The sequence below is a fragment of the Actinomyces gerencseriae DSM 6844 genome (assembly GCF_000429265.1).
GTDB lineage: Bacteria > Actinomycetota > Actinomycetes > Actinomycetales > Actinomycetaceae > Actinomyces > Actinomyces gerencseriae.
The window spans coordinates 130347-153754 of record NZ_AUBN01000006.1 but is presented as its reverse complement, the minus strand read 5'-3'; the positions used below and the strand labels follow the sequence as shown (position 1 = coordinate 153754).

Sequence of the window (23408 nt, the reverse complement as noted above, 5' to 3'; positions counted from 1 at the left end):
GCGCCGGGTCGCTACTCGTCGTTCGTGGCGCGATCGGCCTGCTCGGCCATGGAGGGATAGGCGACATCCGGCATGGTCCCGGGGATGTCGATGCGACTCGCGCTCCCGTGGCAGAGCGCGGATACCGTACGCGCAGCAGCCGAGACATGATCCCACAAGACGCGTGCGGCCCAGGGGCCGTAGCGTTGCGCAACAGCCTCGAGGTCTTCCCGCGTCGCGATCTCGTGGGCCTCGTTGTCGGCAACAGCGAACACGATGCCGGCTGTTGCGCCGACGAACCACTCCTCCGCCCCAATGGCAAGGTCACCGACGAGGGCGTAGACCGGAGGGATCTCCTCCGGCGTCTTCTGCACCTCAACCGGACTGATGCTCCAGTGGATGAAGCCCTGCTCCACGGCCTGCGGCTGGCAGATGACACGGAAGGTCTGGAGTTGCAGGACGGTGGCTGATCGCAGCGAGAGGCTCTGATCGTCCGTCTCGCCACGACTCGGTGCAGACGTCATGCTCCCACCAGCTTGTCTCCGGAGGCTCGGCGTGCCGCCTCAGTGGAGGATGAGTCCCATTTGTAGTCGGACATGCCCGCGCCGCGGGCGGTCAGGCGAACGGCATGCTCGTCGACTGGTACCACCTCGTGGCGGATGAGTGCGCCCACGGCCTTGGCGTAACGCCGTACCGTGGACAGGTGGGCGTCCGAGTGGCCCGACTCGAACCGGGAGATGGAGGCCTGGTCGGTGCCCATGGCACGCGCGACGTCGGCCTGAGTCATTCCGCTGCACTCGCGCACGGCGACCAGGTCGCGGACCAGCGCCCGGTCGGCAGCCACCAGGCTGCGCGCGTGCCTGTGGCCGGGGGCGCCTGGATCCTCGCCGAGAAGTTCGTAGATGTCCATGTGCTCTCACCACCTTGTGGGATATGTCGGTGATGACATACTAGCCTCTGCTCCACGTTCCTGAGTGACGTTTCGGCGCATCTCACATCACCTCATCCGCCGCGTCTGCGACCAGGAGTCGAAGCGCTTCTGCGCCTCGGCGATGTGCTGGTCCTGCTCCTTCAGCCCGATCCCTTCTCCTCGCTTGTGGCGGAAGCTGAGCGAGAGCAGCAGACTGTCCTCATCGTCCGGCTCGCTGAAGTACAGGCGTAGATGACGCTGCTCTCCGTCGAGGTTGATGGTCAGCTCCATGCGGGCCTCGAGTACGTCGTGCACGCTGCGAGCCTTGCAGACGACGCCCTTGTTGTAGCTGTTGTCGAAGTTGAGATGACCAGCTGCGGCATCCTGGAGCAGTTGGTTGACCTCAGCCAGGAGCATCTGCCACTCGTCGTCACTGACGCCGCACGCCCGCAGCTCACTCATCTCCTTGGTCAGGTAGGGTCGCCCGCCGTTGTCCACCGCGTGCTTCCAGTGCCCGCCAAGGCGGCACGAACGAGCCCCATAGCCGTAGACCTTGTCATTGAGAAGGGCGGTCACCACGACCACGCTCGCGATAAGAACGTTCTCATAGGGACTCCTCGGGGTGTCTGGAGCAGCTCACGAGGATGGTAGCCCCTACCCACTCGGCCCGGAGGGTGAAACCCGGCGGAGCCGGCGTGAAGGCGGGGTGAAACCGCGCGGGCCCAGCCTCGGGGGCATGACAGTCACGACAACCGCACCGCCCCCGGCCATCAGGACCGATGGCCTGACGCGGACCTTCGGCTCCTTCACCGCCGTCGAGTCCCTGAATCTGGAGATCCCCGTCGGCATCGTCTACGGCCTGCTCGGCCCCAACGGAGCCGGCAAGTCGACGGCTCTGCGCATGATCACCACCCTGCTGGCGCCCACCCGCGGTCGGGCGGCGATCCTGGGGCACGACGTCGTCCGGGAGCGTCATGCCGTACGCAGCCTCATCGGGGTCACGGGCCAGTACGCCAGCGTCGACGAGATGCTCACCGGGGCGGAGAACCTGCGGCTCTTCGGGCGCCTGCTGGGCCTTGGCCGACGTCGAGCGCGCGAGCGGGCCGATGAGCTTCTGGCCGCCTTCAGCCTGACCGAGGCGGGCGGCAAGCGGGTGAACAGCTACTCCGGTGGGATGCGGCGTCGGCTGGACCTGGCCGTCTCCCTCATCGCCCAGCCCCCGCTCGTCTTCCTGGACGAGCCCACCACCGGTCTGGACCCGCGCACGCGCGAGCAGATGTGGGACGTCATCCGCTCCCTGGTCGAGGGCGGCTCGACGATCCTGCTGACCACCCAGTACCTGGAGGAGGCCGACCGCCTGGCCCACCGGGTCGGCATCATCGACGCCGGTCGGCTCATCGCCGAGGGCACGTCCGACGAGCTCAAGGACCGGGTGGGCAGCAGCTCGCTCGTCCTGACCCCGGCGGCGCCCGAGAACCAGGCCGCGACCGCCGAGGTCGTCGAGCGGGTCACCGGTCGCGCTCCGGCGGTGGTCAACCCGGGCGTCCAGAGCGTGCGTCTGCAGGTACCGCTGAGCAGGGCCTCGGCGGCCACCGAGGTGCTCGTGGCCCTGCGGGACGCCGGTCTGTCCCCCAGGACCATCTCGGTGGACCGCCCCAGCATGGACTCGGTCTTCATGGCCCTGACCGGACGACCCCATGAGGACGACGAGGCGACCTCGCCCGACTCCTCCGCCATGCCGTCGGCGCCCTCCCTCTCCTCCCCGGCATCCTCTTCCACCGACGTCAAGGAGCAGTCATGACCTCGCCCGCAGCAGCATCCACCCTGTCGACCAGCACGGTCCCGCACCCCGGAGTCTCCCGCTTCAGTGAGGCGCGTCTGGCCTCGGACACCCTGGCCATGGCCTGGCGCTCACTGATCGCCATGGTGCGCAACCCGGGGGAGTTCTACGACATCCTCATCCAGCCGGTGATGTTCACCGTCCTGTTCGGCGAGCTCTTCGGCGGCGCCATCGCCGGGGACGTCAAGGCCTACCTGCCCACGGTCGTGCCGGGTCTCATCATCATGAACGCGCTGACCACGAGCCAGAGCGTGGGCGTGGACCTGCGCGAGGACATGGACAAGGGCGTCTTCGACCGCTTCCGCACCATGCCGATGTCCCGCATCGCGCCCGTCCTGGGCCCCATGGTCTCCGACGTGCTGCGCTACCTCGTCTGCACGTCGCTGACCGTGCTCACCGGCTACGTCCTGGGCTATCGGCCCGTCAACGGCTGGTCGGGGACGCTCGGCTCCATCGCTCTGGCCACGGGCTGCGCCTGGGCGATCGCCTGGACCTTCCTGCTGTTGGGGACGCTCTTCTCCTCGGCCCAGGCGGTCACCTCCTTCACGATCATCGTTCTGTTCCCGCTGACCTTCCTGTCCAACGCGATGGTGCCCACCTCGACGCTGCCGGGCTGGCTCAAGGCCTTCGTGCGCAACAACCCGGTCTCGCACATCGTGGACGGGTGCCGCTATCTGCTGGACGGGACGACGGGCTCGGCCGGGGACGTGCGCGCCGCCATTATCGGATCGCTCCTGGTGCTGGCCGTCATGGCTCCCCTGACGGTCTGGCGCTACCAGCGGCGCAACGCCTGAGCGCACGAGACCGGGCCACTCGCCCGACTGATCCTCAGTTGTCTCCCCTGTGTCAGTGATCCCGGCCGGTCTCGCCCGCCAGACGGCGGGCGAGACCGGCCGCGTGCGCGACCAGCTGGGCGCGGTCCAGGGCCCGGATCGTCTCCTCGGCCTCCGCCAGCTCTCGGGCGTCGAGCCGCTCGGTGCGAGTGCGCAGGTAGTCGTGGGAGAGCAGGCGGCAGGTCTGGTTGGTCCCCACGGCCAGGGCGGTGGCGACCAGTTCGATGCCCGCGCCGCGCCGGTCGGAATCGGCGGGCGCGGCGGCCGTGGAGGACAGGCCGACGGCCGCGGCGAAGGCCATGATGGTGGGGATGTCGCGCTGCCGTGGGGCGGGGTCGGAGAGGATGTCGCGCAGCAGCGAGGCGGCTCGGGCGCGGATGGCGCCGGCGTCGAGCTCAGCGGCATCGTCCGGGGCGAGCTCGACGTCGGTGATCAGGCACATGCTCAGGATGTAGAGCTCCCACTGGGATCCGGCCCCCAGGATGGAGCGCCAGTGCCCGGCGTAGCGCAGGCTCACGCGCTGGATGAGGGCGGCGGTGCGCGCGTTCCCACGGGTGAGCTCCAGCTCGCCGCGCACGGAGCGGGCGATGAAGCGTATGGTTCCCGGCAGGTCGACGGGCTCCAGGCTCTCCAGCAGCCTGCCCGCCGTCTCGGGGCGCGGATCGAGGTAGACCGCGCAGTAGGCCCCCTCCATGTGCAGTGTCGTGCGGAAGAACTTGCCCCAGCTGGGCAGAACCCGCTCCAGGAGCACCTGGGCGCGCGAGCAGGCGTCAACAACCTGGCTGTAACGCCCCAGGGACATGAGCACCTGCAGCCGGTGGAGGTGAAGCTCGAGCAGGTGAATGCCGGCCAGATCGTGACCGCGGAGTCGCCCCAGGAGAGCCTCGATGGTCTCCAGGGAGGCCTGAGGATCGCCGTCGTCCTCCTGCTGGGCGGCCAGGCAGCGGGTCGCCGCCCAGGCGACCCAGGGGTCGGCGTCGTCTATCAGCTCGGGCCACTGCTCGTCGCTCGCACGCAGGAAGCGCCTGACCCGGGAGAACGGCCCCTCGCCGTCGAAGGAGGCCGGCAGCAGGGAACGGACCTGTGCGGGCACGTGGCTCAGGAGCCCGAAGAGGGTGACGCACATGGCCAGGACGCTCAGGCCGGCCTCGTTCCCACGCGGGTTCTGGGCCGGTTGCGCGGCGGGACCGATGAGGCGCGAGCCGTAGTCCGCGATGCGCTCATAGCTCCAGGTCACGCTCCACAGGCGCATGAGCGCGGCGCCGACGAGGCAGATCGCGTCGCGCAGGTCCGCCGGCAGGGGGCCCGCGTCCTCGCCCTCGGCCTGCACCAGGAGCCGGTCGAGCTCCTGGAGGATGACGGCCTCATCGTGGGCGACCTGCTGGAAGAGGCGGTCGTGGTGGCGCGCCTCAGGGTGACGGGCATCTCCGAAGTCGCCGGCGTCCACGGGAAAGCGGATCTGGGAGCACAGGTCCACCGCCCACCGGTGCAGGGCCGCGCGGGCCTCGGCCTCGTCGCCGGAGGCGGACAGCTGCGCCAGGGCGAAGTCGCGGACGGTGACGAGCATGTGAAAGCGGGGCAGGCCGTGGTCGCGCACTACGAGCAGGGAGTGGGAGACCAGGGCGTCGAGGAGGTCGGCGGCCTCCGCGCCGATGAGCGCCTCCGCGGCTGCGAGGGTGAAGCCCTCGGCGAGCAGGGCCAGACGCGCCATGGCGCGGCGCTCGGCGGCGTCGAGCAGGTTCCAGGACCACTCGATGACCGCTCTCAGGGTGCGCTGGCGGGCGGGGGCGTCGCGGGCCGCGGTGAGCAGCTCGGGCCTGCCGGGCAGACGCTCGGCGATCTGGCCGACCGACAGGCTGCGGGTGCGCGCGGCGGCCAGCTCGATGGCCAGGGGGATGCCCTCCAACCGGCTCAGAAGCTCGCCCAGGTCGTCGTCGTCGATGACTTGACCGGGGCGGGCGTCCAGGGCGCGGGTGCGGAAGAGGTCGGCCGCCGAGGCGGTGTCGAGCGGCTCGAGGCGGTGGACGTGCTCCGCACCCAGGTCGAGGGGGCGGCGCGAGGTCGCCAGGACGCGCAGGTCCGGGCAGGTGGCCAGCAGCGGCCCGATGAGGTCGGCGACCTGGTCGGCCAGGTGCTCGCAGTTGTCCAGGACGAGGACGGTCCCCGGCATGGCGAGGGCTGCGGCCAGGGACCTGCGCGGGTCGCCGTCGGCCGCCCCGGGGCTCCCGACGGCGTCGAGGAGGACTTTGGCCAGGTCGGCGCCGGGCGGGACCTCGGCGAGGGAGGCGACGTAGACGGCGGGGCGACGGCTGCGGGCCGCCACCACCCGGGCCAGGGTCGTCTTGCCGACTCCGCCCGGCCCGGTGAGTGTCACCAGCCTGCGGGTGCTCAGGGCCCTGAGCACGCCGGTCACGTCCGCCTCCCGTCCCAGGACGTGCTCGGGAACGGGCTCCAGACCACGACGCACAGGGTTCTCGGCGGCCAGAACCGCTTCGTGGGCGGCGCGCATGGCCGGTCCGGGAACGGCCCCCCGATCGCGCAGCCGGCGGCGGTGCTCCTCGTAGATCTCCAGGGCGGCGGCGGGCGATCGGGTCCAGGACTCGGCGCGCATGAGAGCGGCGAGGACGGTCTCATCACCGGCGTCGCGCCCGGCGGCCTCGCGCAGCAGCACCGCGGCCCGCTCGTGCTCGCCGGTGGCCTCCAGGGCGAGGGCTCTGTCGCGGCGGGCGGCATCCGCGTGTCGGGCGGCCCGCGCCAGGAGCGGGGCGAGGGGCCCTGCTTCCCGACCGTCCGGAGCCGACAGGGCAGTCGTCTCGGGCACTCGGGGCAGGTCGTCCGTCAGGGCCAGGACCCGATCCCAGTCGCCCGCAGCGGCGCAGGCCCGGGCTCGTGCCGCCCGGGCGGCCAGGTCGCGAGCATCGACGTTCGTCGCGGGGAGCGCCAGCCGATACCCGTCGCCGACGCGTTCGATCACTCCTTCGCCCACCAGGACGCGCGTCCTGGAGACGACGACGTGCAGGGCGCGCACCGGGTGAGCCGGGGCGTCCCGGGGCCACAGGGCCCCGATGATCGCATCGGCGCTCGCATCGGCGCAGTCGGCCAGAACGGCGAGCAGGTCGAGGGATCTGCCGCTCAGGGCGGCGCCGCGCCAGGTGGGCGCCGGGTCCAGCAGGGTCAGGGGGTAGCGGGACGACGCCCGGGTGCGCTGCTGTCCTCGACGGGCCTCGGGGGCGGCCCCGGGACGCGAAAGGGTCACAGGGACAGCTTGTCCTTGACGACGACGGCCAGGCTGTTCGCGATCCGGTCGGCGGTCTCCTGAGAGGAGGCCTCGACCATGATGCGCACGAGCGGCTCGGTGCCGGACGGGCGCAGGAGGACTCGTCCGGTCTCGCCGAGCTCGGCCTCGGCCGCGGCGACGGCGTCCTGGACGGCCGGGTCGGTGCCGGCGGAGGCCTTGTCGACTCCCTTGACATTGACCAGGGTCTGGGGCAGCCGCGTCACGATGCTCGCCAGCTCGGCCAGGGTCCTGCCCGTGCGCTTGAGGCGGGCGGCCACTCGCAGGGATGTGAGCACGCCGTCTCCGGTGGTGGCGTGGATGGTGTCGATGACGTGACCGGACTGCTCGCCGCCCAGGGTGAAACCGCCCTGAAGCATCTTCTCCAGCACGTAGCGGTCGCCCACACCCGTCTGGACGATGCGGATGCCGTGCTCGCGCATCGCCAGGATGAGCCCGAGATTGCTCATGACGGTCACGACGAGCGTGTCGGAGCCGAGCGTGCCGTCGGCCTTCATGCCCACGGCGAGCAGTCCCATGATCTGGTCGCCGTCCACGAGGTCGCCCTCGGTGTCGACGGCGAGGCAGCGGTCGGCGTCCCCGTCGTAGGCCACACCCATGTCGGCACCGACGGACCGCACGTAGTTCTGGAGCTGCTCGGGATGGGTGGAGCCGCAGTCGGCGTTGATGTTGAGGCCGTCCGGGGAGGCGTTGATCGCGATGACCTCGGCCCCGGCGGCGCGCAGGGCGGCCGGGCCGACGTTGCTGGCGGCGCCGTTGGAGGCGTCCACGACGATGCGCAGTCCCGACAGATCCGTGGCGACGGAGTCCACGAGGTGGTTGATGTAGTTCTGGTCGGCGACCGTCTCGCCCTTGATGACGCGCCCGACCCCGGCGCCGGTGGGCAGGTCCCCGACTTTGCCCAGCAGCGACTCGATCTCGTCCTCGACGGCGTCGTCGAGCTTGTAGCCGCCGCGGGCGAAGAACTTGATGCCGTTGTCCTGGAAGGGATTGTGGGACGCGGAGATCATGACGCCCAGGTCGATGTCCTGCGTGGCGGTCAGGTGGGCGATGGCCGGGGTGGGCAGAACGCCGACGCGGGTGACGTCGACGCCCGAGGAGGCCAGACCCGCGCTGATGGCGTGGTCGAGGAACTCCCCGCTGGCGCGCGTATCACGACCGACGATGGCGTGCGGGCGCCCGGAGCGGGAGCGCTTGGAGGCCGGGGTCTCCCGGGTCAGGACGCGGGCGGCGGCCTCTCCGAGCTGGACCGCGAGGGCCGGGGTGAGCAGGTCGTTGGCCAGGCCCCGCACGCCGTCGGTGCCGAAGAGTCGTGTCATGAGCGGATTCCTCCTGTGCGGTAGGTGTCGCGAGTGCACCACACATCCTTCCACTCCTCCCGGGTGCACGAGAACGTCGAGAGACGGGATCCGCTTGGCGGGAGCGCGCGGCGCCTCCCGCCGCGGTGCGCCCGGATCGCCGGCGCCCGCCGTCGGCGGGCTCACTGATCGGGGTGGAGGATGTCGGCCGGCAGGGACTCGATGAGGCGCAGCCAGATCTCGCTGGCGGTCGGGTAGGCCGGCACGGCGTGGCGGAGCAATGGGACCGGGATCTTGGCGGTGATGGCGATGGTGGCGGCGTGGATGAGCTCACCGGCCTCGGGGCCCACGAAGGTGGCGCCCACGATGGTGCGGGTGGCGCGGTCCACGACGAGGCCGGCCTCCCCGTCGGCGTCGTCGCGGAGCAGCGCGGCCCCGGCGGAGGAGATGTAGGCGACGCGCGCGGTGATGATGTTCATACCCGCATCGCGCGCCTGCGCCTGCGTGAGCCCGGTGGCGGCGGCCTGCGGGTCGGTGAAGACCACCTGGGGAACCGGGATGCCCGCGGGCACCGCCTCGGGCGCCCGTCCGGCGGCGTGCGCCGCGATCCCCTCGCCCACGATCCGGGCCTGGTACTTGCCCATATGGGTCAGGGCCGTCTGCCCGCTGGCGTCTCCCACCGCGTAGAGCCACTCCGGGCACCTGCCGCCGACGACGTCCTCGGCGGTCAGGCCCACCACGTCCAGGCCGACTCCGCCCAGGGAGGGCCGCCGTCCGGTGGACACGAGGATCTCGTCCGCCTCGAGGACGTCCTGGTCGCAGACGACGCGCACCGCGCCGCCATGGATCAGGCCCAGGCCTCGGTCGGAGGCCTCGGTCCGTTCGCAGGAGGTCACCCGGGCCCCGGTGAGGATTCTGACCCCCCTCTCGGTCAGGGAGTCGGCCACGATCTGCGAGGCGAAGGGCTCGAACCCGGACAGCGGACGCGATCCCCGCACCAGCATGGTCACCTTGCTGCCCAGGGCGGACATCCAGGTCGCCGCCTCGCAGGCCACCGCGCCGCCGCCGACGATGATGAGCCGGCCGGGCACCTCGTGCATCGCGGTGACGTCGCGCGACCCCCATGCGTGCACTCCCTGCAGCTCGAGGGGGACGACGGGCTGCGAGCCCGTTGCCAGGACGACGGCGTGCCGGGCCTCGAGCAGGCGGTTCCCCTCGGGAGTGCTCACCGCCACTCGGCGCTCGCCGTTCAGGCGCGCCCAGCCCCGTATCACATCGATGCCGGCGCTCGCCGCCCAGAAGACCTGCCCGGCGTCATCGTACTGGGAGACCCATTTGTCGCGGCGCCGGAGAAGCCCGGACACCGAGACCCTGGCGGGCTCCAGTCCCGTGAGGTGGGCGGTGGCGGCTGCCACCTCCAGCGGGCGGAGCAGCGCCTTGCTCGGCATGCAGGCGTAGTACGAGCACTCCCCGCCCACCAGGCCGCCCTCGACGAGCACGGCGCTTAGACCGCTTCTCCGGATCGCGTACTGAGCGACGTTCTCCCCCGCCGGCCCGGCGCCGATGACGACGACGTCATAAACGTCATGAACATCATGAGAGTCCCGGGAGCCGGCGAGTCGGGACCCGGGAGCCGCGCTATTGCTGTTGATGTCGACGGCGCTATTCATGACGCCGATAATGTCACATACTGATCGCATATCGGCGCTCACCGGCTCGGGGCGCGCCGTTGGCTGATCGATTCCAGGAAATTTCGGGATTCTCCCATGCGTTCGCCGTTGATGGCGTCGGGCTGCGATGATCGTCGATTCCGGGGGAATGCCGCGGTATTGCAGATGACTGGGCGCGGGAATCATGGGGTGCGGATCGGGGCGGGAACGATCCGCCGGCACCCGGTCGTATCCCGGTTGCGCTCTCTCGAAGACCGGTGGGAATCCGGCGAGAACTCAGGCCTTGCGCAGCAGGACCCGGCGCATGCGGTGCCGGGCGTCCTCGCGCAGTGCCAGGGTGGCCCGCTCGCGAGTCGGGGCGATGCTCTCCCGCAGATTCACCAGGTTCACGCCCTCCCGGACCTCGGCGGCGGTTACGGCGATGCCATCGCGGATCGTCGCGTAGCGCTGGAAGTAGGAGCCCGGCTCTTCGAACGCGATGGGCTTGAGCGTGAGGAACCGGACGAGGTGCCGGCGTCGAATATCCTCGGGGTCGGCGTCCCGCCCACCCCGGCCATCGCCCACCCGACGGCCGGGGTGGGCATCGACCTGGGCGTCATGATCTCCGCGTCCCACAACCCCTTTCAGGACAACGGCATCGAGTTCTTCGCCCGCGGCGGCCACAAGCTCGAGGACTCCGTGGAGGATCGGATCGAGGGTCTCCCGGGCTGTATCGGTGACCTGCTCACCGGGGCCGGCGTGGGGAGGGTCGTCGAGGGTGAGATCGTCGCCGACCAGCGCTGCATCAGTCACCTCGTGGACTCCGGGGCCGCGGACGTGCCGGGACCGCGCATCGTCCGAAGGTGCCGGTGCCCGGCTTCGGGATACCGGTCCCTTGGGGGCGCAGAGGCGTTCGGGTCGGTGCTCGGGCGCCTGGGCGGGGCCGTTCGCGGCCCTCGCGGTCGTGCGATGCGCACCATAGTCATGTGGTGGCGGGGACCCGACGCGCGAGGGCGGTCCGCAGCAGCGCCTGCGGCCCCGCCCCGGGCGCCACCCCGACCGCCCCCATGCCTTTCGCAACGGGGCCTAGTCCAGGGCGCGGATGATGCCCTCGACGGTGTCCTTGGCGTCGCCGAAGAGCATGGACGTGTTGTCCTTGAAGAACAGCGGGTTCTGGACGCCGGCGTAGCCGGTGGCCATGGACCGCTTGAAGACCACGACGTGGCGGGACTCCCACACGCGCAGCACCGGCATGCCGGCGATGGGGCTCCCGGGCTCCTGGGCCGCCGGGTTGACCGTGTCGTTGGCGCCGATGACGAGCACGACGTCGACGTCGCCCAGGTCATCGTTGACCTCGTCCATCTCCAGGACGATGTCATAGGGGACGTCGGCCTCGGCCAGCAGCACGTTCATATGGCCCGGAAGGCGTCCGGCAACCGGGTGGATGCCGAAGGCGACGTCGATGCCCTCCTTGCGCAGCATCTCCGCCAGGGTGGCCACCGGGTACTGCGCCTGGGCCACCGCCATGCCGTAGCCGGGGGTGATGACGACGCGACGGGCGCCCTGGAGCAGGTTTGCGACGGCGGAGACATCGGTGGACTCGATGGTGCCCTCCTGGGCGCCCTCCGGAGGCGCCGAGGAGCCCTCGGTGCCGAATCCGCCCAGCAGCACCGACATGAAGGAGCGGTTCATCGCCTGGCACATGAGGTAGGACAGGTAGGCGCCCGAGGAGCCCACGAGGGTGCCGGTGATGATGAGAAGGTCGTTGTTGACCATGAAGCCGGTGAAGGTGGAGGCCCAGCCCGAGTAGGAGTTCATGATGGACACCACCACCGGCATGTCCCCGCCGCCGATGGCCGCCACCAGGTGCACGCCCAGGGCCAGGGCTATGACCGTCATGACCACCAGGCAGGTCCAGGCCGCCGGCGAGCCCTCGGGAAGGAGCGCGAAAGCCACCATGAGGCCCAGGGACACGAGCAGTGCGGCGAGATTGAGCAGGTTGCGCCCGGGCAGCGTGATGGGGCGCCCGGGGATCCTGCCCGCCAGCTTGAGGGCCGCCATGACTGATCCGGTGAAGGTCACCGCACCCACGAACACGCCGAGGAAGACCTCACCGAAGTGGAAGGCGCCCAGGGACTCCGACAGGGCGTCGGGGGCGATGTAGGAGTTGTAGCCCACGACGACGGCCGCCAGGCCCACCAGGCCGTTGAAGACGGCGATGAGCTGGGGCATGCCGGTCATGGCGACCCGGTTGGCGAAGACCATCCCCACGACGGCGCCGATGCTCAGGGCCAGGATGATGAGGATCGCCGTTGTCAGCGCTCCTCGGCCGGGGTCCGAGGTCAGGACCAGGCCGATGGCGGCGGCCACGGCCACCACCATGCCGCACGCTCCGGCGATGTTGCCGGCTACCGCGGTCTCGTGCTTGGACAGTCCGGTTGCGGCCATGATGAACAAGATCGCGGCCAGGATGTAGGCCAGCGCCACGGCAGGGGACAGGGTCCCCGGGGCGACGGCGTCGGCGGCGGTGGGGACCGGCCCGGTGGGCAGGGACGCAACAGGTGCGCAGAGCATCGTCTCAGTCCTTCCTGAACATGGCGAGCATGCGGTGGGTGACCGCGAAGCCGCCGAAGACGTTGACAGTGGACAGTACGACGGCCACGAAGGCCACGGCGCTGATGAACGGGTTGGAGCTGCCCACCTGGGAGATCGCACCCAGCAGGATGATGCCGGAGATCGCGTTGGTGACGCTCATGAGCGGTGTGTGGAGTGCCGGCGTCACGTTGGAGATGACGTGGAAGCCGAGAATGACCGACAGCACGAGGACGATGTAGTGGCTTGTCACCGCCGCCGGGCTGACCAGGACCAGGGCGGCTCCCGCCAGCGTGGCCGCGGCCAGGCCGACCATGCGGTTGCGCCGCGAGCGGGTCTGGGCGGCAGCGGCATCGGCCTCGATCCGGGCGAGCTCCTCGGTCGAGGGCCCGGCCTTGGCCGTCGGTGCCGCTGAGACGGTGACCGGTGGTGGCGGCCACATCAGCTCACCGCTGTGGCACACGGTGATCGTGCGGATGATCCGGTCCTCCAGGTCGAGTGAGAGCTCGCCGTCCCTCTCGGGCGTCATGAGGGTCAGGAGGTTGACGAGGTTCTGACCGTAGAGCTGGGAGGCCTGGGAGGGCAGACGGGCCGCGAGATCCGTGCGACCCACGATCGTCACCCCGCCCTCGGTGACGACCACCTCACCGGGAACCGTCAGCTCGGTGTTGCCGCCGTTGGCGGCGGCCATGTCCACGATGACCGAGCCGGGACGCATCGCCTCGATGGCGGCGCGGTCCAGCAGCACCGGTGCGCGCCGCCCGGGGATGTTGGCGGTCGTGATGACGAGGTCGGACCGGGCCGCCTGCTCGGCATAGAGGGCCGCTGCCAGGGCGGCCTGGTCGGCGGCCATCTCCTGGGCGTAGCCGTCGGAGGAGATCTCCTGGGCGGTGGGGACCGCGACGAACTCCGCGCCCATCGACCGCACCTGATCGGCGACCTCCGGCCGCACGTCGGTGCCCCGGACGATGGCGCCCAGGGAGTGCGCGGTTCCGATGGCCGCGAGCCCGGCGACGCCCGCGCCGATGACGTAGACGGTGGCGGGCGGGAACCTCCCGGCCGCGGTGACCTGACCGGTCAGGAGGCGGCCGAAGTGCGCGGCGGCCTCGATGACGGCGCGGTACCCGGCGAGGTTGGCCTGGGAGGACAGCACGTCCATGGCCTGCGCCCGGGAGATGCGGGGCACGGCGTCCAGCGCCAGGGCCGTGACGCCACGGGCGCGCAGGGACTCCACGAGCTCCGGCTGACGAGCCGGATCGAGCCTGGCGATGAGGGTCGCGCCGTCGCCCAGCCGGTCGAGGCGCTCGGCCTCGGGGGCGTCGACGCCCAGGACCAGCTCGCAGCCCCAGACCTCCGCGTCGTCGGTGAGCCGAGCGCCGGCCTCCTCGTAGGCGGAGTCGAGGAACCTCGCCGCGCGTCCGGCGCCGCGCTCGACGAGCACGTCGTATCCGAGGCGCACGAGTCTCTCGACGGTCTGCGGGGTGGCGGCGACCAGTGCCTGGTCGGGGCGCTCACATGGGACTCCAAGACGCACGACGACTCCTCAATCTCACGGTACGGCCGGGGCAGTGCCGCCTGCGGCCTCGGGCCGACGGCGGGTACTGGGGAGAAGCCTAGAAGAGTAATCGTCGATGCGGATATGTTTCCCGTCCGCGCAGTGGGACGGGTGCACCGAAGCCCGCGGGCCGGTACGCCTCGGGCCTTGCGCGGCGGAGGCCCGGGGCTCCTGCGCGAGACCGGTCCCGCGCGCTCAGGCCTTGCGCAGCAGGACCCGGTGCATGCGGTGCTCCGCGTCCTTGCGCAGGACCAGCGTGGCTCGTCCCAGGGTGGGGGCGATGTTCTCCCGCAGATTCACCAGGTTCACGCTCTCCCAGACCTCTGCGGCGGCTGTCAGGGCGATGTCGTCGGGGATGGCTGCGAAGCGTTGGAAGAAGGAGTCGGGGTCGGTGAAGGCTGTGCGCTTGAGGGTCAGGAAGCGATCGAGGTACCAGCGGCGGATGTCGGCGGGGTCGGCGTCGACGTAGATCGAGAAGTCGATGAAGTCGCTGACCGCCAGCGCTGAGGATCCCTGGGACGCCTCGGGCCCGTGGCGTCGGCGAGGAGCCGGCTGGAGCACGTTGAGCCCCTCCAGGACCAGGACGTCGGGACGCTCCACGACGATCGAACGGTCGGGCACGATGTCGTAGACGGTGTGCGAGTACACCGGGGCCGAGACCCTCTCCGCCCCCGACTTGACCGCGGCGACGAAGTCGAGCAGGGCCCGGCGATCGTAGGACTCCGGGAAGCCCTTGCGGGCGGTGAGCCCGCGCTCCTCCAGCGCGGCGTTGGGCAGCAGGAAGCCGTCGGTGGTCACCAGCGACACTCGCGGGGTCTGGGGGAAGCGGGCCAGCAGGTGGGCGATGAGACGGGCCGTCGTCGATTTGCCCACCGCCACCGAGCCGGCCACCGCGATGACGAAGGGCGTCGGGCACGGGGCGACCCCCAGGAAGTCGGAGATGCGCCGGGCCCGTTCGCGGGCGGTGTCGATGTAGTCCTCCAGCAGCGCGGTCAGGGGCCGGTAGACGACGTCGACCTCCGTCAGGTCGATCGGGTCGCCCAAGCCGCGCAGCTTCTCGACGTCCGCCTGGGTCAGCGGCAGAGGAGTGGTCGACGCCAGGGCGCGCCACTGGTCGCGGCCGAACTCGATATAGGGCGACGGGGCGGAGCTCACCGGTCAAGTCTGACTCATCCGCGCGAACGCCGTACTCCCGACCTGCGTGCGCGGGCGTCGCGGCCCCGGGGATGCCGCAGGTCTCACGTGATGCGGGAGGTGACCCGTTGTCTTGAAGGAATGACCGTGATTCCATCATCCCCATGTGTGGAATTGTCGGCCACGTCGGCCCCCTGCCCCCGTCCGAGCGCTCGCTGACCGTCCTCATGGACGGGCTGGGCCGCCTGGAGTACCGCGGCTACGATTCCGCCGGCGTCGCCCTCGTGGGACCGGGCGGACTCGACGTCGTCAAGGCCGCGGGCAAGCTCGACAATCTGCGCGAGGCGCTGACGGCCGCTCCACCGCACCCCGCGGTCGCCGGCATCGGCCACACGCGCTGGGCGACTCACGGCGGTCCTACGACGGTCAACGCCCACCCGCACCGGGCGGGCAGCGTCGCCGTCGTCCACAACGGCATCATCGAGAACTTCCGCGCTCTGCGGGCCGAGGTGGAGGAGGCGGGCCGCGAGCTGCTCTCCGCCACGGACACCGAGGTCGTCGCCCAGCTGCTCGATCTCGACCTCTCCGCGCGCCTCGCCTCCGCCGGCGAGGACATCGACGAGGCCCGGGTCTCCGCGCTCCTGGTGGAGTCCATGCGCGCGGTCACCGCCCGCCTTGAGGGCGCCTTCGCGCTCCTGGCCGTGACGGAGCTGGCCCCCGGCGCGATCGTCGCCGCCCGTCGCTCCAGCCCCCTGGTCGTCGGTCTGGGCGAGGGGGAGAACTTCCTGGGCTCGGACGTGGCCGCCTTCGTCGCCTTCACCAGGCGCGCGGCCGAGGTCGATGACGACCAGGTCCTCCTGCTCACCGACGAGGCCGTCACCGTGTGGGACGCCGATGGCGCGGTCGTCCGGCCGGCCACCTGGGAGGTCTCGTGGGACGCCTCGGCCGCCGTCAAGGGCGGCTACAGGACCTTCATGGACAAGGAGATCCACGAGCAGCCCACCGCCGTGGCCGACACCCTGCGCGGGCGCGTGAACGAGGCGGGCGACCTGATCCTGGACGAGATGCGCATCGATGCCCCGGTGCTGCGCAGCGTCGACAAGATCATCGTCGTCGCCTGCGGCACCGCCGCCTACGCCGGGCACGTCGCCAAGTACGCCATCGAGCACTGGTGCCGCATCCCCGTCGAGATCGAGCTCGCCCACGAGTTCCGCTACCGCGACCCCATCGTGGGCGAGAAGACCCTCATCGTCGCCATCTCCCAGTCCGGCGAGACCATGGACACCATCCAGGCCGTGCGCCACGCCCGGGAGCAGGGCTCGCGCGTGCTGGCCATCGTCAACACCTACGGCTCCACCATCGCGCGCGAGGCCGACGCCGTCCTGTACACGCACGCCGGACCGGAGGTCGCGGTGGCCTCCACCAAGGCCTTCCTCGCCCAGATCACCGCCTGCTACCTGCTGGGCCTCTACCTGGCTCAGCTGCGCGGCAACAAGTGGCATGACGAGGTCGCCGACTACCTGGCCCAGCTCGGGCGGATGCCGGCCAAGATCCAGCGGCTCCTCGACGAGCAGCAGGAGGACGTCGAGGAGCTCGGCGCGGGACTGGCGGACCGGGCCTCCTTCCTCTTCCTGGGGCGGCACGTGGGCTTCCCCGTGGCTCTGGAGGGAGCGCTCAAGCTCAAGGAGCTCGCCTACGTCCACGCCGAGGGCTTCGCCGCCGGCGAGCTCAAGCACGGCCCCATCGCCCTGGTGGAGGACGGTCTGCCGGTCTTCGTCATCGTGCCCACCCCGCGTCGCCCCGTCCTCCACGACAAGGTGATCTCCAACATCCAGGAGGTCCGCGCCCGCGGCGCCCGCACCATCGTCATCGCAGAGGAGGGGGACGAGGCGGTCACTCCCTTCGCGGACCACGTCATCCGCGTTCCGGCGACCCCGACGCTCATGTGGCCGCTGCTCACGGTCGTCCCGCTGCAGATCTTCGCCGCCGCTCTGGCCGAGGCCAAGGGCCTGGACGTCGACCAGCCGCGCAACCTGGCCAAGTCCGTCACCGTGGAGTGATGCGGAGCGGGCGGGGCGGTGCGGCCTCCGGGGAGCCCGGATCCGGGGCCCGGCCTCCCCGCCGTGCCCGATCCGGCTGTCCGCCGGCCTCCCCGCCGACCCGGGCGAGGTCCGCGCCGAGATCACGAGATTGCGGCATCCCACAGCCGGGTCGGGCGCGTAGGGCCGCACGGAGGCGTCGCCCGGTGACACCATGGGGCCGTGACCACCGCGCCCACCCTCTGCCCGACCACCGCCTACCGCGCCGAGGCCGTCGCCCGGGCCGAGCGCGACCTGACCGCTCGCACGGACCGCTACATGCGCCGCGCCGCGCACGCCCTCGCGCTCGCGGCCGTGCGCGAGCTGCGCAGCGCCGCGAGCCGGGTGACCGGCCGCGGCGTGCTCCTCCTCGTCGGGGGAGGCCACAACGGCGGCGACGCCCTGCTGGCGGGCGCCCTCCTGGCACGACGCGGCTGCGTGGTCACCGCCGCGCTGGCCACCGATCATCCCCACACGGATGCGCTGGAGGAGGCCCGGCGCGCCGGCGTGAGCCCGGCCCCGGAGCCCGTGGCGGCATGCGAGCGCGCCGTCTCGGACGGGACCGCCCTGGTCATCGATGGCCTGACCGGTATCGGCGCGGCCGGGCCGCTGCGCCCCCGCGCCGCCTCCCTGGTGGCGCCCCTGGCGATCGCCGGGCGGCGGGAGCGGCGGCCCTTCCGAGTCATGGCGGTCGACCTTCCGTCGGGCGCCGGCGTGGATGACGGCACCATGACCGGCCCCGTTCTGGCGGCCGACCTCAGTGTCACCTTCACCTGTCTCAAGGGGGCCCACCTGCTGCCGCCGGCGGCCGATGCCTGCGGACGCGTCGAGGTGGTCGATCTCGGCCTGCCCGTCCCCGGCGACGCCGCCGTCCTGGCCGTGCGCCCCGCTGAGGCCGACCTCGGGCGCCTCCTGCGCGTTCCCGGCAGCACCGACCACAAGTACACCCGTGGCGTCGTCGGCCTGTGGACCGGCAGCCGCGCCTACCCGGGGGCCGCCGTCCTGGCCGCCTCGGCGGCCGTTCGATCCGGTGCCGGAATGGTCCGCCTGAGCGCACCGCAGCGCGTCGAGGACCTGGTCCTGGCCCGACGTCCCGAGGTCGTTCTCGCGCCCGGCCGCTGCCAGGCGCGCGTCATCGGGCCCGGCATCGACCCGGCCGATGTCGTGCGCGGCGCCGAGCTCGACGCCGTTCTGGCGGAGGCGCTGGACGGGCGGGGCGACCCGGCCCCGACGGCGTCCCCCGCGTCCCCCGCGTCGCGGTCGCCCCAGCCCGCCGTGATCGACGCCGGGGCCCTTCCCATGCTCGCGGAGCGCCTGCGGACAGGAGCGCGCTGCTCGCCCGTGCACGTGCTGACGCCGCACGCCGGGGAGGCCGCCGCCCTTCTGGCGACCCTGGGCATGCCGATCGACCGCGCCGAGGTCGAGGCCGCGCCGGCCGCATGCGCCCGTGACCTGGCCCGGTTGACGGGCGGGACGGTCCTGCTCAAGGGCGCGCCGACGCTGATCGCGGTTCCCGCCTCAGCGGACGCTCCCGCCTCGGACTCCGCGCGCGCTGCGCCGCGTCTGCTGTCGGTGGAGGCCGGACCCGGATGGCTGGCCACCGCCGGCAGCGGTGATGTGCTGGCGGGGATCCTCGGCACCGTGCTGGCCGCCGCGCGAGTCGAGGCCGAGCGCGGCTGGTCCGCCGTCGACGCCGTCGACGCCATGGACGCCGTCGATGCGCCGGCCCGCGCCGCACTGGCCGTGCGCCTCCACGCGGTCGCCGCCGAGCTCGCCTCGGGCGCCGGCGCCCGCCCGCCCGGGCATCCGCTGGCGGCCCTCGACCTGACGGACCATCTGCCTCGCGCCTGCGCGGCAGTGGGAGGGTGGGCGGCATGAACCGCTCCGTTCTCGCCCCGTCCTCGCCCCCCACGACCTCGCGGGCCGTCATCGATCTCGACGCGCTCGCCCACAACGCTCGCGTACTGGCCGATGCCGCCGGCGTTCCCTGGATGGCCGTGGTCAAGGCCGACGCCTACGGGCACGGCCTGGGACCGGTGGCCCTGACCTGCCTGCGCTCCGGCGCCACCTGGCTCGGCGTCGCCCAGCTCGCCGAGGCGCTGCACCTGCGCGAGCTGCTCGACGGCGCCGGCGTCGCTCGCCCGGTGCCGGGGGAGGAGCCCGTTCCCGAGCGCCCGCGCCTGCTGTGCTGGCTCGTCCCGGTGCTCCCGCCCGAACTGGCCGCGGCCCCGGCCTCGCCGCTGCGCACCGCCCTGGACGCCGACCTCGATCTGTCGGTGTCCACCACGGCGCAGCTCCGCGCGGTCGCCGCCGCCGCGGCCGCGAGGCGCGCCGCCCGACCCGCCGCGCCGCCCGCCCGCATCCACCTCAAGGTCGACACCGGCATGTCCAGGGCCGGCGCCACCGCTCCCGAGCTCCGTGCGCTGGCGGTCGCCGCGCGCGAGGCCCAGGAGGCGGGAGACGCGGAGGTGGTCGGCCTGTGGTCCCATCTCTCGCGCGCCGACGAGCCCGCATCCGGCTCCACCGAGGAGCACCTGTCCCGCTTCCGCGCCGCCGAGGACGACGTGCGCGCCGCCGGCCTGAGCCCGAGCGTGCGCCATCTGGCCGCGACCGGCGGGCTCCTCTGGCATCCCGACACCCGTCTGGACCTGGTGCGGGTGGGCATCGGCCTGTACGGGCTGTCTCCCGATCCGGCCGTCGCCACCGCCGCGGAGCTGGGACTGCGCCCCGTCATGCGCCTCGAGGCGCCCCTGACGCAGGTCAAGCGCGTGCCCGCGGGCCGGGCGGTGTCCTATGGAGGCACGTGGACGGCGCCCACCGACCGGTGGCTCGGCCTCGTCCCGCTCGGTTACGCCGATGGCCTGCCGCGCGCGGCCGCCTCGGCGGGTCCCGTCGCGGTGGGCGGCCTGCGCACGCACGTGGTCGGCAAGGTGTGCATGGACCAGGTCGTCATCGACCTCGGGCCCGCCGGCGGCGCCGCTCCGGCCGCAGCGGGCGATGTCGCCGTGCTATGGGGCGATCCGCTGGCGGCCGGCGCCGATCCCGCCACCCCGACGGCCCAGGACTGGGCCGAGGTCTGCGGCACCATCGGCTACGAGATCATCGCCCGCCTGGGCTCCCGCGTCCCCCGCGTGGACCTCGGCGGAGAGCGAGGCGCTGTTGACATCACCGGGCCCGACGGGCCCGCCGATCCCGTTCCGGGCCCGCCGCCCGCCGCAGTCGAGGGCGGGCCCGGGCGTCAGGAGGAACCATGACCGGTCGGACCCTGCATGAGCGGCGCCGAGAGGCGGTGATCGACACCGCCGATGCCGATGCGACCCGGGCCCTGGGTTCCCGTCTGGCGGCCCTGCTGAGGCCGGGGGATCTCGTCGTGCTCTCCGGCGGCCTGGGAGCCGGCAAGACCACGCTGGCCCAGGGCGTGGGCGCCGCCATGGGGGTGCGCGGACGCGTGTCCTCGCCGACCTTCATCATCGCCCGCGTCCATCCGGCGACGGCGGATGGACCGGATCTCATCCACGTGGACGCCTACCGCCTGGGCTCCCCGGAGGAGCTCGATGCTCTCGACCTGGACTCCTCCATGGCCGACTCCGTGACCCTGGTCGAGTGGGGGCGCGACAAGGCCGAGGCACTGGCCGCCGACCGCCTTGAGATCACCATCGACCGGCCTCACGACAGGCCCGTCGGGGGTGCCGCCCTCGCGACTCCCGCGGTCGGCGTCTCCTGCGGGAGCCAGGCCGCACGCGAGGGCTCGGCCGTCATCGACCTGGTCGACGCCGACGACTCCCGGCGCACCGTGACCGTGACGGCGATCGGCCCGAGATGGGCCGACGTCGACCTGACCCGCCTCCGGGCATGAGGCGGCGGACCATGCGCGCGCTCCCGGGGCTGGGCGGTCTCCTTCTGGCTGTCGCCCTCCTGCCCGGTCCGTGGGCGTTCGCGCGAATCCCCGCGGTCGCCCCCGTGCCCGTGCCGGCGGCGACTGCGACGACTGCGACGACTGAGGCGACCCCGCGGATCCAGGAGTGGGCGAGCGAGAAGGGCCAGGAGATGGCTCGCCGGGAGGTCGCCCAGGACGCCTCCGTGGGCGCCCCCGTCAATGTCTCGACCTGGTCGACCGGCGTGCTCGACGCCACCGATCTGGACGATCCCACCGAGCCGACCGCCACCTGGGCCGCCGTCGTCTCCACTGCCGAGGGGCCGGCCGGCGTGCTCGTCATCGACGCCGACGGCTCCGAGCCGTCCGGAATGGTGCAGCACGACGCCGAGCTCGCCGCCGCCCTCGCGGCCCTGCCCGAGCGGGCCGTTGTCCTGCGCGAGCCGGCGCCCCCTTCCGCGTCGGCCGGCAGCGCGACTCCCTCCACCGCCGCGCCGCAGCCCTCGCCGGAGGCGACGCCGGCGGAGGCGACGACCGCTGCCGAGGACGACGCCGCCGAGACGTACGCGGACATGGCGGATCCCGTTGCGGGCGACGCCTGGTACGCCCTGATCGACGAGGTCGTCACCGCGCTGGACGATCAGGCGTCGGCCGGCCTGGCCGGACCGGTCGGCCTGCCGGTCTATGCGCAGGTCCTCCACGACCGGACGCGCGGCATCGTGGACACCGACACGACCGAGCCCCGGGAGTCCTCGCACACACTGGACGTGGCCATCGTCTACACGGGCCTGGGAGTCCTCGCCATCGGCGTCTTCATCGTCACCACCACCTTCGTGCACGAGCGGCGCGTGATGGCTCCTCTGCGGGAGGGGCCCGAGTCGGACGGGTCGAAGGACTCCGCCCCGACTCCGTGAGCCGGTCGGGAACGCCGTTCATGAGGACCTAGGCTGTGACTGTGCGCATCGTCTCCATCGACTCCTCTCTCGGATCCCAGCTCCTCGTCGCGGACGCGGAGCCCGACGCTCGTGGCGTGACCCTGAACGTGCTCAGCTCCGCCGAGCAGACCGATTCCCGGCGTCACGCGGAGTCCCTGGGAGCCATGCTCGCCGAGGTGCTGGGCGCTCCGGCGGTCGCGGACCGCCCGCTGGACGCCGCGGTGGCCGCCACCGGTCCCGCGCCCTTCACCGGGCTGCGCGCCGGCCTTGCGACCGCCCGCGCCCTCGGACGCGCCCTCGGTGTCGCCGTCCACGGCGTGCCCAGCCCGGATGCGGTCGCGCGGGTCGCCCTCGATGAGATCGACGGGGCCGTCGCCGGGGGCTCCGCCGTTCTCGTCGTCACCGACGCCCGCCGCCACGAGGTCTACGCCGCCCGCTACCGCGCCAGGGGGGCCGATGATGTCGAGCGCCTCGACGAGCTTGCGATACTCGCCCCCGAGACGGCGGCCGGGATCGATGACGTCGATGCCGTGGCCGGCTCCGGCGCCGTGCTGTACCCGCGGATCGCGGGGGGGCGCCCGACGCTCGCACCCGTCTCCGGCGACGCCCGCGCACAGGTTCGCATCGCCCTGTCCCGGCTCGCCCGCGCCGGATCCGCGACGGATCTCCCCGTCGAGCCGCTGTACCTGCGCCACGCCGACGTGCAGATGCCGACCGCGCGCAAGCGGGTCCGATGATGTCGCGGGATCGAGCCGCACGGGAGTCGGTCCCGGCGTTCCGGACGGGGGGCGCCCTGCCCGACGGCGTGCGTCTGAGATCCATGGAGCAGCAGGATCTTGCGACCGTCGCCGAGGCGGAGGCCTCCCTGTTCGGTGCGGAGGCCTGGAGCCCGGCGCTGCTGCGGGCCGAGCTGGCGGCCGCCTCCGGCCCCACCGCTGATCGTCGCTACGTCGTCGTCGAGCGGGTGGCGGAGGACGCGCGCGCAGGGACCCCTCGGGGACATCTCCTGGGATACGCCGGGCTCTGGTTCGGCGACGGCGCCGGTGATGCCGACCTGCTGACCGTTGCGACTCTCCCCGTGGCGCGCAGGCGGGGTATCGCGACCGCCATGATCGACCACCTCCTGCGGCGCGCCCAGCAGGCGGGCTGCACCGCGGTCGTCCTGGAGGTGCGCTCCTCGAACGCGGGGGCTCAGGCGCTCTACCGGCGTCACGGCTTCGTCCCCGTGGGCATGCGTCGGCGCTATTACTTCGCACCGATCGAGGACGCGCTCGTCATGCGCCTGGACATCGGCCCGCGGCGCGGCGCCGGTTCCGCCGGCGCCGCGGGCCCTGCTCGTCCCACGGGGCCCGTGGGGGCGGAGACGACGGGCGCCGCCCCCGCCGACGCCGCCGGATGAGCCGATCATCCCGCCGCCGTCGCATTTGCCTGACGGC

Annotated in this window: 18 protein-coding genes and 1 pseudogene; 10 read left to right on the top strand and 9 right to left on the bottom strand. The window is 72.4% G+C overall.

What is annotated here, in order from left to right:
- Nucleotides 1-11 precede the first annotated feature (11 nt).
- The 3 genes from G448_RS0102260 to G448_RS0102250 all read right to left on the bottom strand — a co-directional run bounded on the left by G448_RS0102260 (nt 12) and on the right by G448_RS0102250 (nt 1474).
- The gene (locus G448_RS0102260) at nt 12-503 is read right to left on the bottom strand and encodes a hypothetical protein (protein ID WP_026406655.1); all 492 of its coding nucleotides are present in this window, start codon (nt 501-503) and stop codon (nt 12-14) included.
- On the bottom strand, nt 500-889 hold the full coding sequence (locus G448_RS0102255) for a helix-turn-helix domain-containing protein (protein WP_026406654.1): 390 nt from the start codon (nt 887-889) through the stop codon (nt 500-502). The genes G448_RS0102260 and G448_RS0102255 overlap by 4 nt, the downstream gene beginning before the upstream one ends.
- Nucleotides 890-976: 87 nt before the next feature.
- A complete protein-coding gene (locus G448_RS0102250; protein ID WP_245572149.1) occupies nt 977-1474 on the bottom strand; it encodes a hypothetical protein in 498 nt (165 codons plus the stop codon).
- Nucleotides 1475-1625: 151 nt separating this feature from the next.
- Between G448_RS0102250 and G448_RS0102245 the strand changes: the two genes are divergently transcribed.
- Together G448_RS0102245 and G448_RS0102240 are read left to right on the top strand one after the other, a co-directional pair.
- Nucleotides 1626-2690 carry a daunorubicin resistance protein DrrA family ABC transporter ATP-binding protein gene (locus G448_RS0102245; protein ID WP_026406652.1) on the top strand — a complete coding sequence of 355 codons (1065 nt, stop codon included), beginning with the start codon at nt 1626-1628 and terminating at the stop codon, nt 2688-2690.
- Nucleotides 2687-3523 carry an ABC transporter permease gene (locus G448_RS0102240; RefSeq protein ID WP_026406651.1) on the top strand — a complete coding sequence of 279 codons (837 nt, stop codon included), beginning with the start codon at nt 2687-2689 and terminating at the stop codon, nt 3521-3523. The genes G448_RS0102245 and G448_RS0102240 overlap by 4 nt, the downstream gene beginning before the upstream one ends.
- A gap of 52 nt (nt 3524-3575) precedes the next feature.
- Here G448_RS0102240 and G448_RS14815 read toward each other — a convergent pair whose 3' ends face one another.
- From G448_RS14815 to G448_RS0102225, 3 genes are all read right to left on the bottom strand, one after another.
- Nucleotides 3576-6818, bottom strand: a complete 3243-nt coding sequence (locus G448_RS14815; RefSeq protein WP_084436243.1) for an ATP-binding protein — start codon at nt 6816-6818, stop codon at nt 3576-3578.
- Nucleotides 6815-8176 (bottom strand): phosphoglucosamine mutase, encoded by a 1362-nt coding sequence (glmM, locus tag G448_RS0102230; RefSeq protein WP_026406650.1) that lies wholly within the window; start codon nt 8174-8176, stop codon nt 6815-6817. The genes G448_RS14815 and glmM overlap by 4 nt, the downstream gene beginning before the upstream one ends.
- 161 nt (nt 8177-8337) lie before the next feature.
- A complete protein-coding gene (locus G448_RS0102225; protein ID WP_026406649.1) occupies nt 8338-9825 on the bottom strand; it encodes a dihydrolipoyl dehydrogenase family protein in 1488 nt (495 codons plus the stop codon).
- A 519-nt stretch (nt 9826-10344) separates the two neighbouring features.
- Between G448_RS0102225 and G448_RS18655 the strand changes: the two are divergent.
- Nucleotides 10345-10662, top strand: a pseudogene (locus tag G448_RS18655) (phosphoglucosamine mutase); the annotation flags it as partial.
- Nucleotides 10663-10890: 228 nt separating this feature from the next.
- Here the strand turns inward: G448_RS18655 and G448_RS0102215 are convergent.
- The 3 genes from G448_RS0102215 to coaA all read right to left on the bottom strand — a co-directional run bounded on the left by G448_RS0102215 (nt 10891) and on the right by coaA (nt 15106).
- Nucleotides 10891-12378: an NAD(P)(+) transhydrogenase (Re/Si-specific) subunit beta gene (locus G448_RS0102215; protein WP_026406647.1), complete on the bottom strand. Its 1488-nt coding sequence runs from the start codon at nt 12376-12378 to the stop codon at nt 10891-10893.
- A gap of 4 nt (nt 12379-12382) precedes the next feature.
- Complete coding sequence (locus G448_RS0102210; protein WP_026406646.1) at nt 12383-13930, bottom strand: Re/Si-specific NAD(P)(+) transhydrogenase subunit alpha; 1548 nt, start codon at nt 13928-13930, stop codon at nt 12383-12385.
- A gap of 216 nt (nt 13931-14146) precedes the next feature.
- Nucleotides 14147-15106 (bottom strand): type I pantothenate kinase, encoded by a 960-nt coding sequence (coaA, locus tag G448_RS0102205; RefSeq protein ID WP_026406645.1) that lies wholly within the window; start codon nt 15104-15106, stop codon nt 14147-14149.
- Between the two features lie 143 nt (nt 15107-15249).
- Here coaA and glmS point away from each other — a divergent pair, with 143 nt between their 5' ends.
- From glmS to G448_RS0102170, 7 genes are all read left to right on the top strand, one after another.
- Nucleotides 15250-17145 (top strand): glutamine--fructose-6-phosphate transaminase (isomerizing), encoded by a 1896-nt coding sequence (gene glmS, locus G448_RS0102200; protein WP_026406644.1) that lies wholly within the window; start codon nt 15250-15252, stop codon nt 17143-17145.
- A 201-nt stretch (nt 17146-17346) separates the two neighbouring features.
- On the top strand, nt 17347-19041 hold the full coding sequence (locus G448_RS14805; protein ID WP_051268535.1) for a bifunctional ADP-dependent NAD(P)H-hydrate dehydratase/NAD(P)H-hydrate epimerase: 1695 nt from the start codon (nt 17347-17349) through the stop codon (nt 19039-19041).
- Entirely contained in the window at nt 19038-20417 is a 1380-nt protein-coding gene (gene alr, locus G448_RS14800; protein WP_084436273.1) for an alanine racemase, read from the top strand. The genes G448_RS14805 and alr overlap by 4 nt, the downstream gene beginning before the upstream one ends.
- On the top strand, nt 20414-21019 hold the full coding sequence (gene tsaE / locus G448_RS0102185) for a tRNA (adenosine(37)-N6)-threonylcarbamoyltransferase complex ATPase subunit type 1 TsaE (RefSeq protein WP_026406643.1): 606 nt from the start codon (nt 20414-20416) through the stop codon (nt 21017-21019). Before alr ends, tsaE begins: the two co-directional genes overlap by 4 nt.
- A gap of 11 nt (nt 21020-21030) precedes the next feature.
- On the top strand, nt 21031-21951 hold the full coding sequence (locus tag G448_RS0102180) for a hypothetical protein (RefSeq protein ID WP_034494105.1): 921 nt from the start codon (nt 21031-21033) through the stop codon (nt 21949-21951).
- A gap of 41 nt (nt 21952-21992) precedes the next feature.
- A complete protein-coding gene (gene tsaB, locus G448_RS0102175; RefSeq protein WP_026406641.1) occupies nt 21993-22709 on the top strand; it encodes a tRNA (adenosine(37)-N6)-threonylcarbamoyltransferase complex dimerization subunit type 1 TsaB in 717 nt (238 codons plus the stop codon).
- An 83-nt stretch (nt 22710-22792) separates the two neighbouring features.
- Complete coding sequence (locus G448_RS0102170; RefSeq protein ID WP_051268565.1) at nt 22793-23371, top strand: GNAT family N-acetyltransferase; 579 nt, start codon at nt 22793-22795, stop codon at nt 23369-23371.
- The last annotated feature ends 37 nt before the right edge of the window (nt 23372-23408 follow it).

Bases quoted from the DNA above. Each gene is read 5' to 3' on its own strand.
- tsaE (WP_026406643.1), top strand. From the start codon at position 20,414: ATGACCGGTCGGACCCTGCATGAGCGGCGCCGAGAGGCGGTGATCGAC.
- glmS (WP_026406644.1), top strand. From the start codon at position 15,250: ATGTGTGGAATTGTCGGCCACGTCGGCCCCCTGCCCCCGTCCGAGCGC.
- G448_RS0102255 (WP_026406654.1), bottom strand. From the start codon at position 889: ATGGACATCTACGAACTTCTCGGCGAGGATCCAGGCGCCCCCGGCCAC.
- G448_RS0102225 (WP_026406649.1), bottom strand. From the start codon at position 9,825: ATGAATAGCGCCGTCGACATCAACAGCAATAGCGCGGCTCCCGGGTCC.
- G448_RS0102240 (WP_026406651.1), top strand. From the start codon at position 2,687: ATGACCTCGCCCGCAGCAGCATCCACCCTGTCGACCAGCACGGTCCCG.
- G448_RS0102215 (WP_026406647.1), bottom strand. From the start codon at position 12,378: ATGCTCTGCGCACCTGTTGCGTCCCTGCCCACCGGGCCGGTCCCCACC.
- G448_RS0102180 (WP_034494105.1), top strand. From the start codon at position 21,031: ATGCGCGCGCTCCCGGGGCTGGGCGGTCTCCTTCTGGCTGTCGCCCTC.
- G448_RS0102260 (WP_026406655.1), bottom strand. From the start codon at position 503: ATGACGTCTGCACCGAGTCGTGGCGAGACGGACGATCAGAGCCTCTCG.
- glmM (WP_026406650.1), bottom strand. From the start codon at position 8,176: ATGACACGACTCTTCGGCACCGACGGCGTGCGGGGCCTGGCCAACGAC.
- G448_RS0102170 (WP_051268565.1), top strand. From the start codon at position 22,793: ATGGAGCAGCAGGATCTTGCGACCGTCGCCGAGGCGGAGGCCTCCCTG.
- G448_RS0102245 (WP_026406652.1), top strand. From the start codon at position 1,626: ATGACAGTCACGACAACCGCACCGCCCCCGGCCATCAGGACCGATGGC.
- alr (WP_084436273.1), top strand. From the start codon at position 19,038: ATGAACCGCTCCGTTCTCGCCCCGTCCTCGCCCCCCACGACCTCGCGG.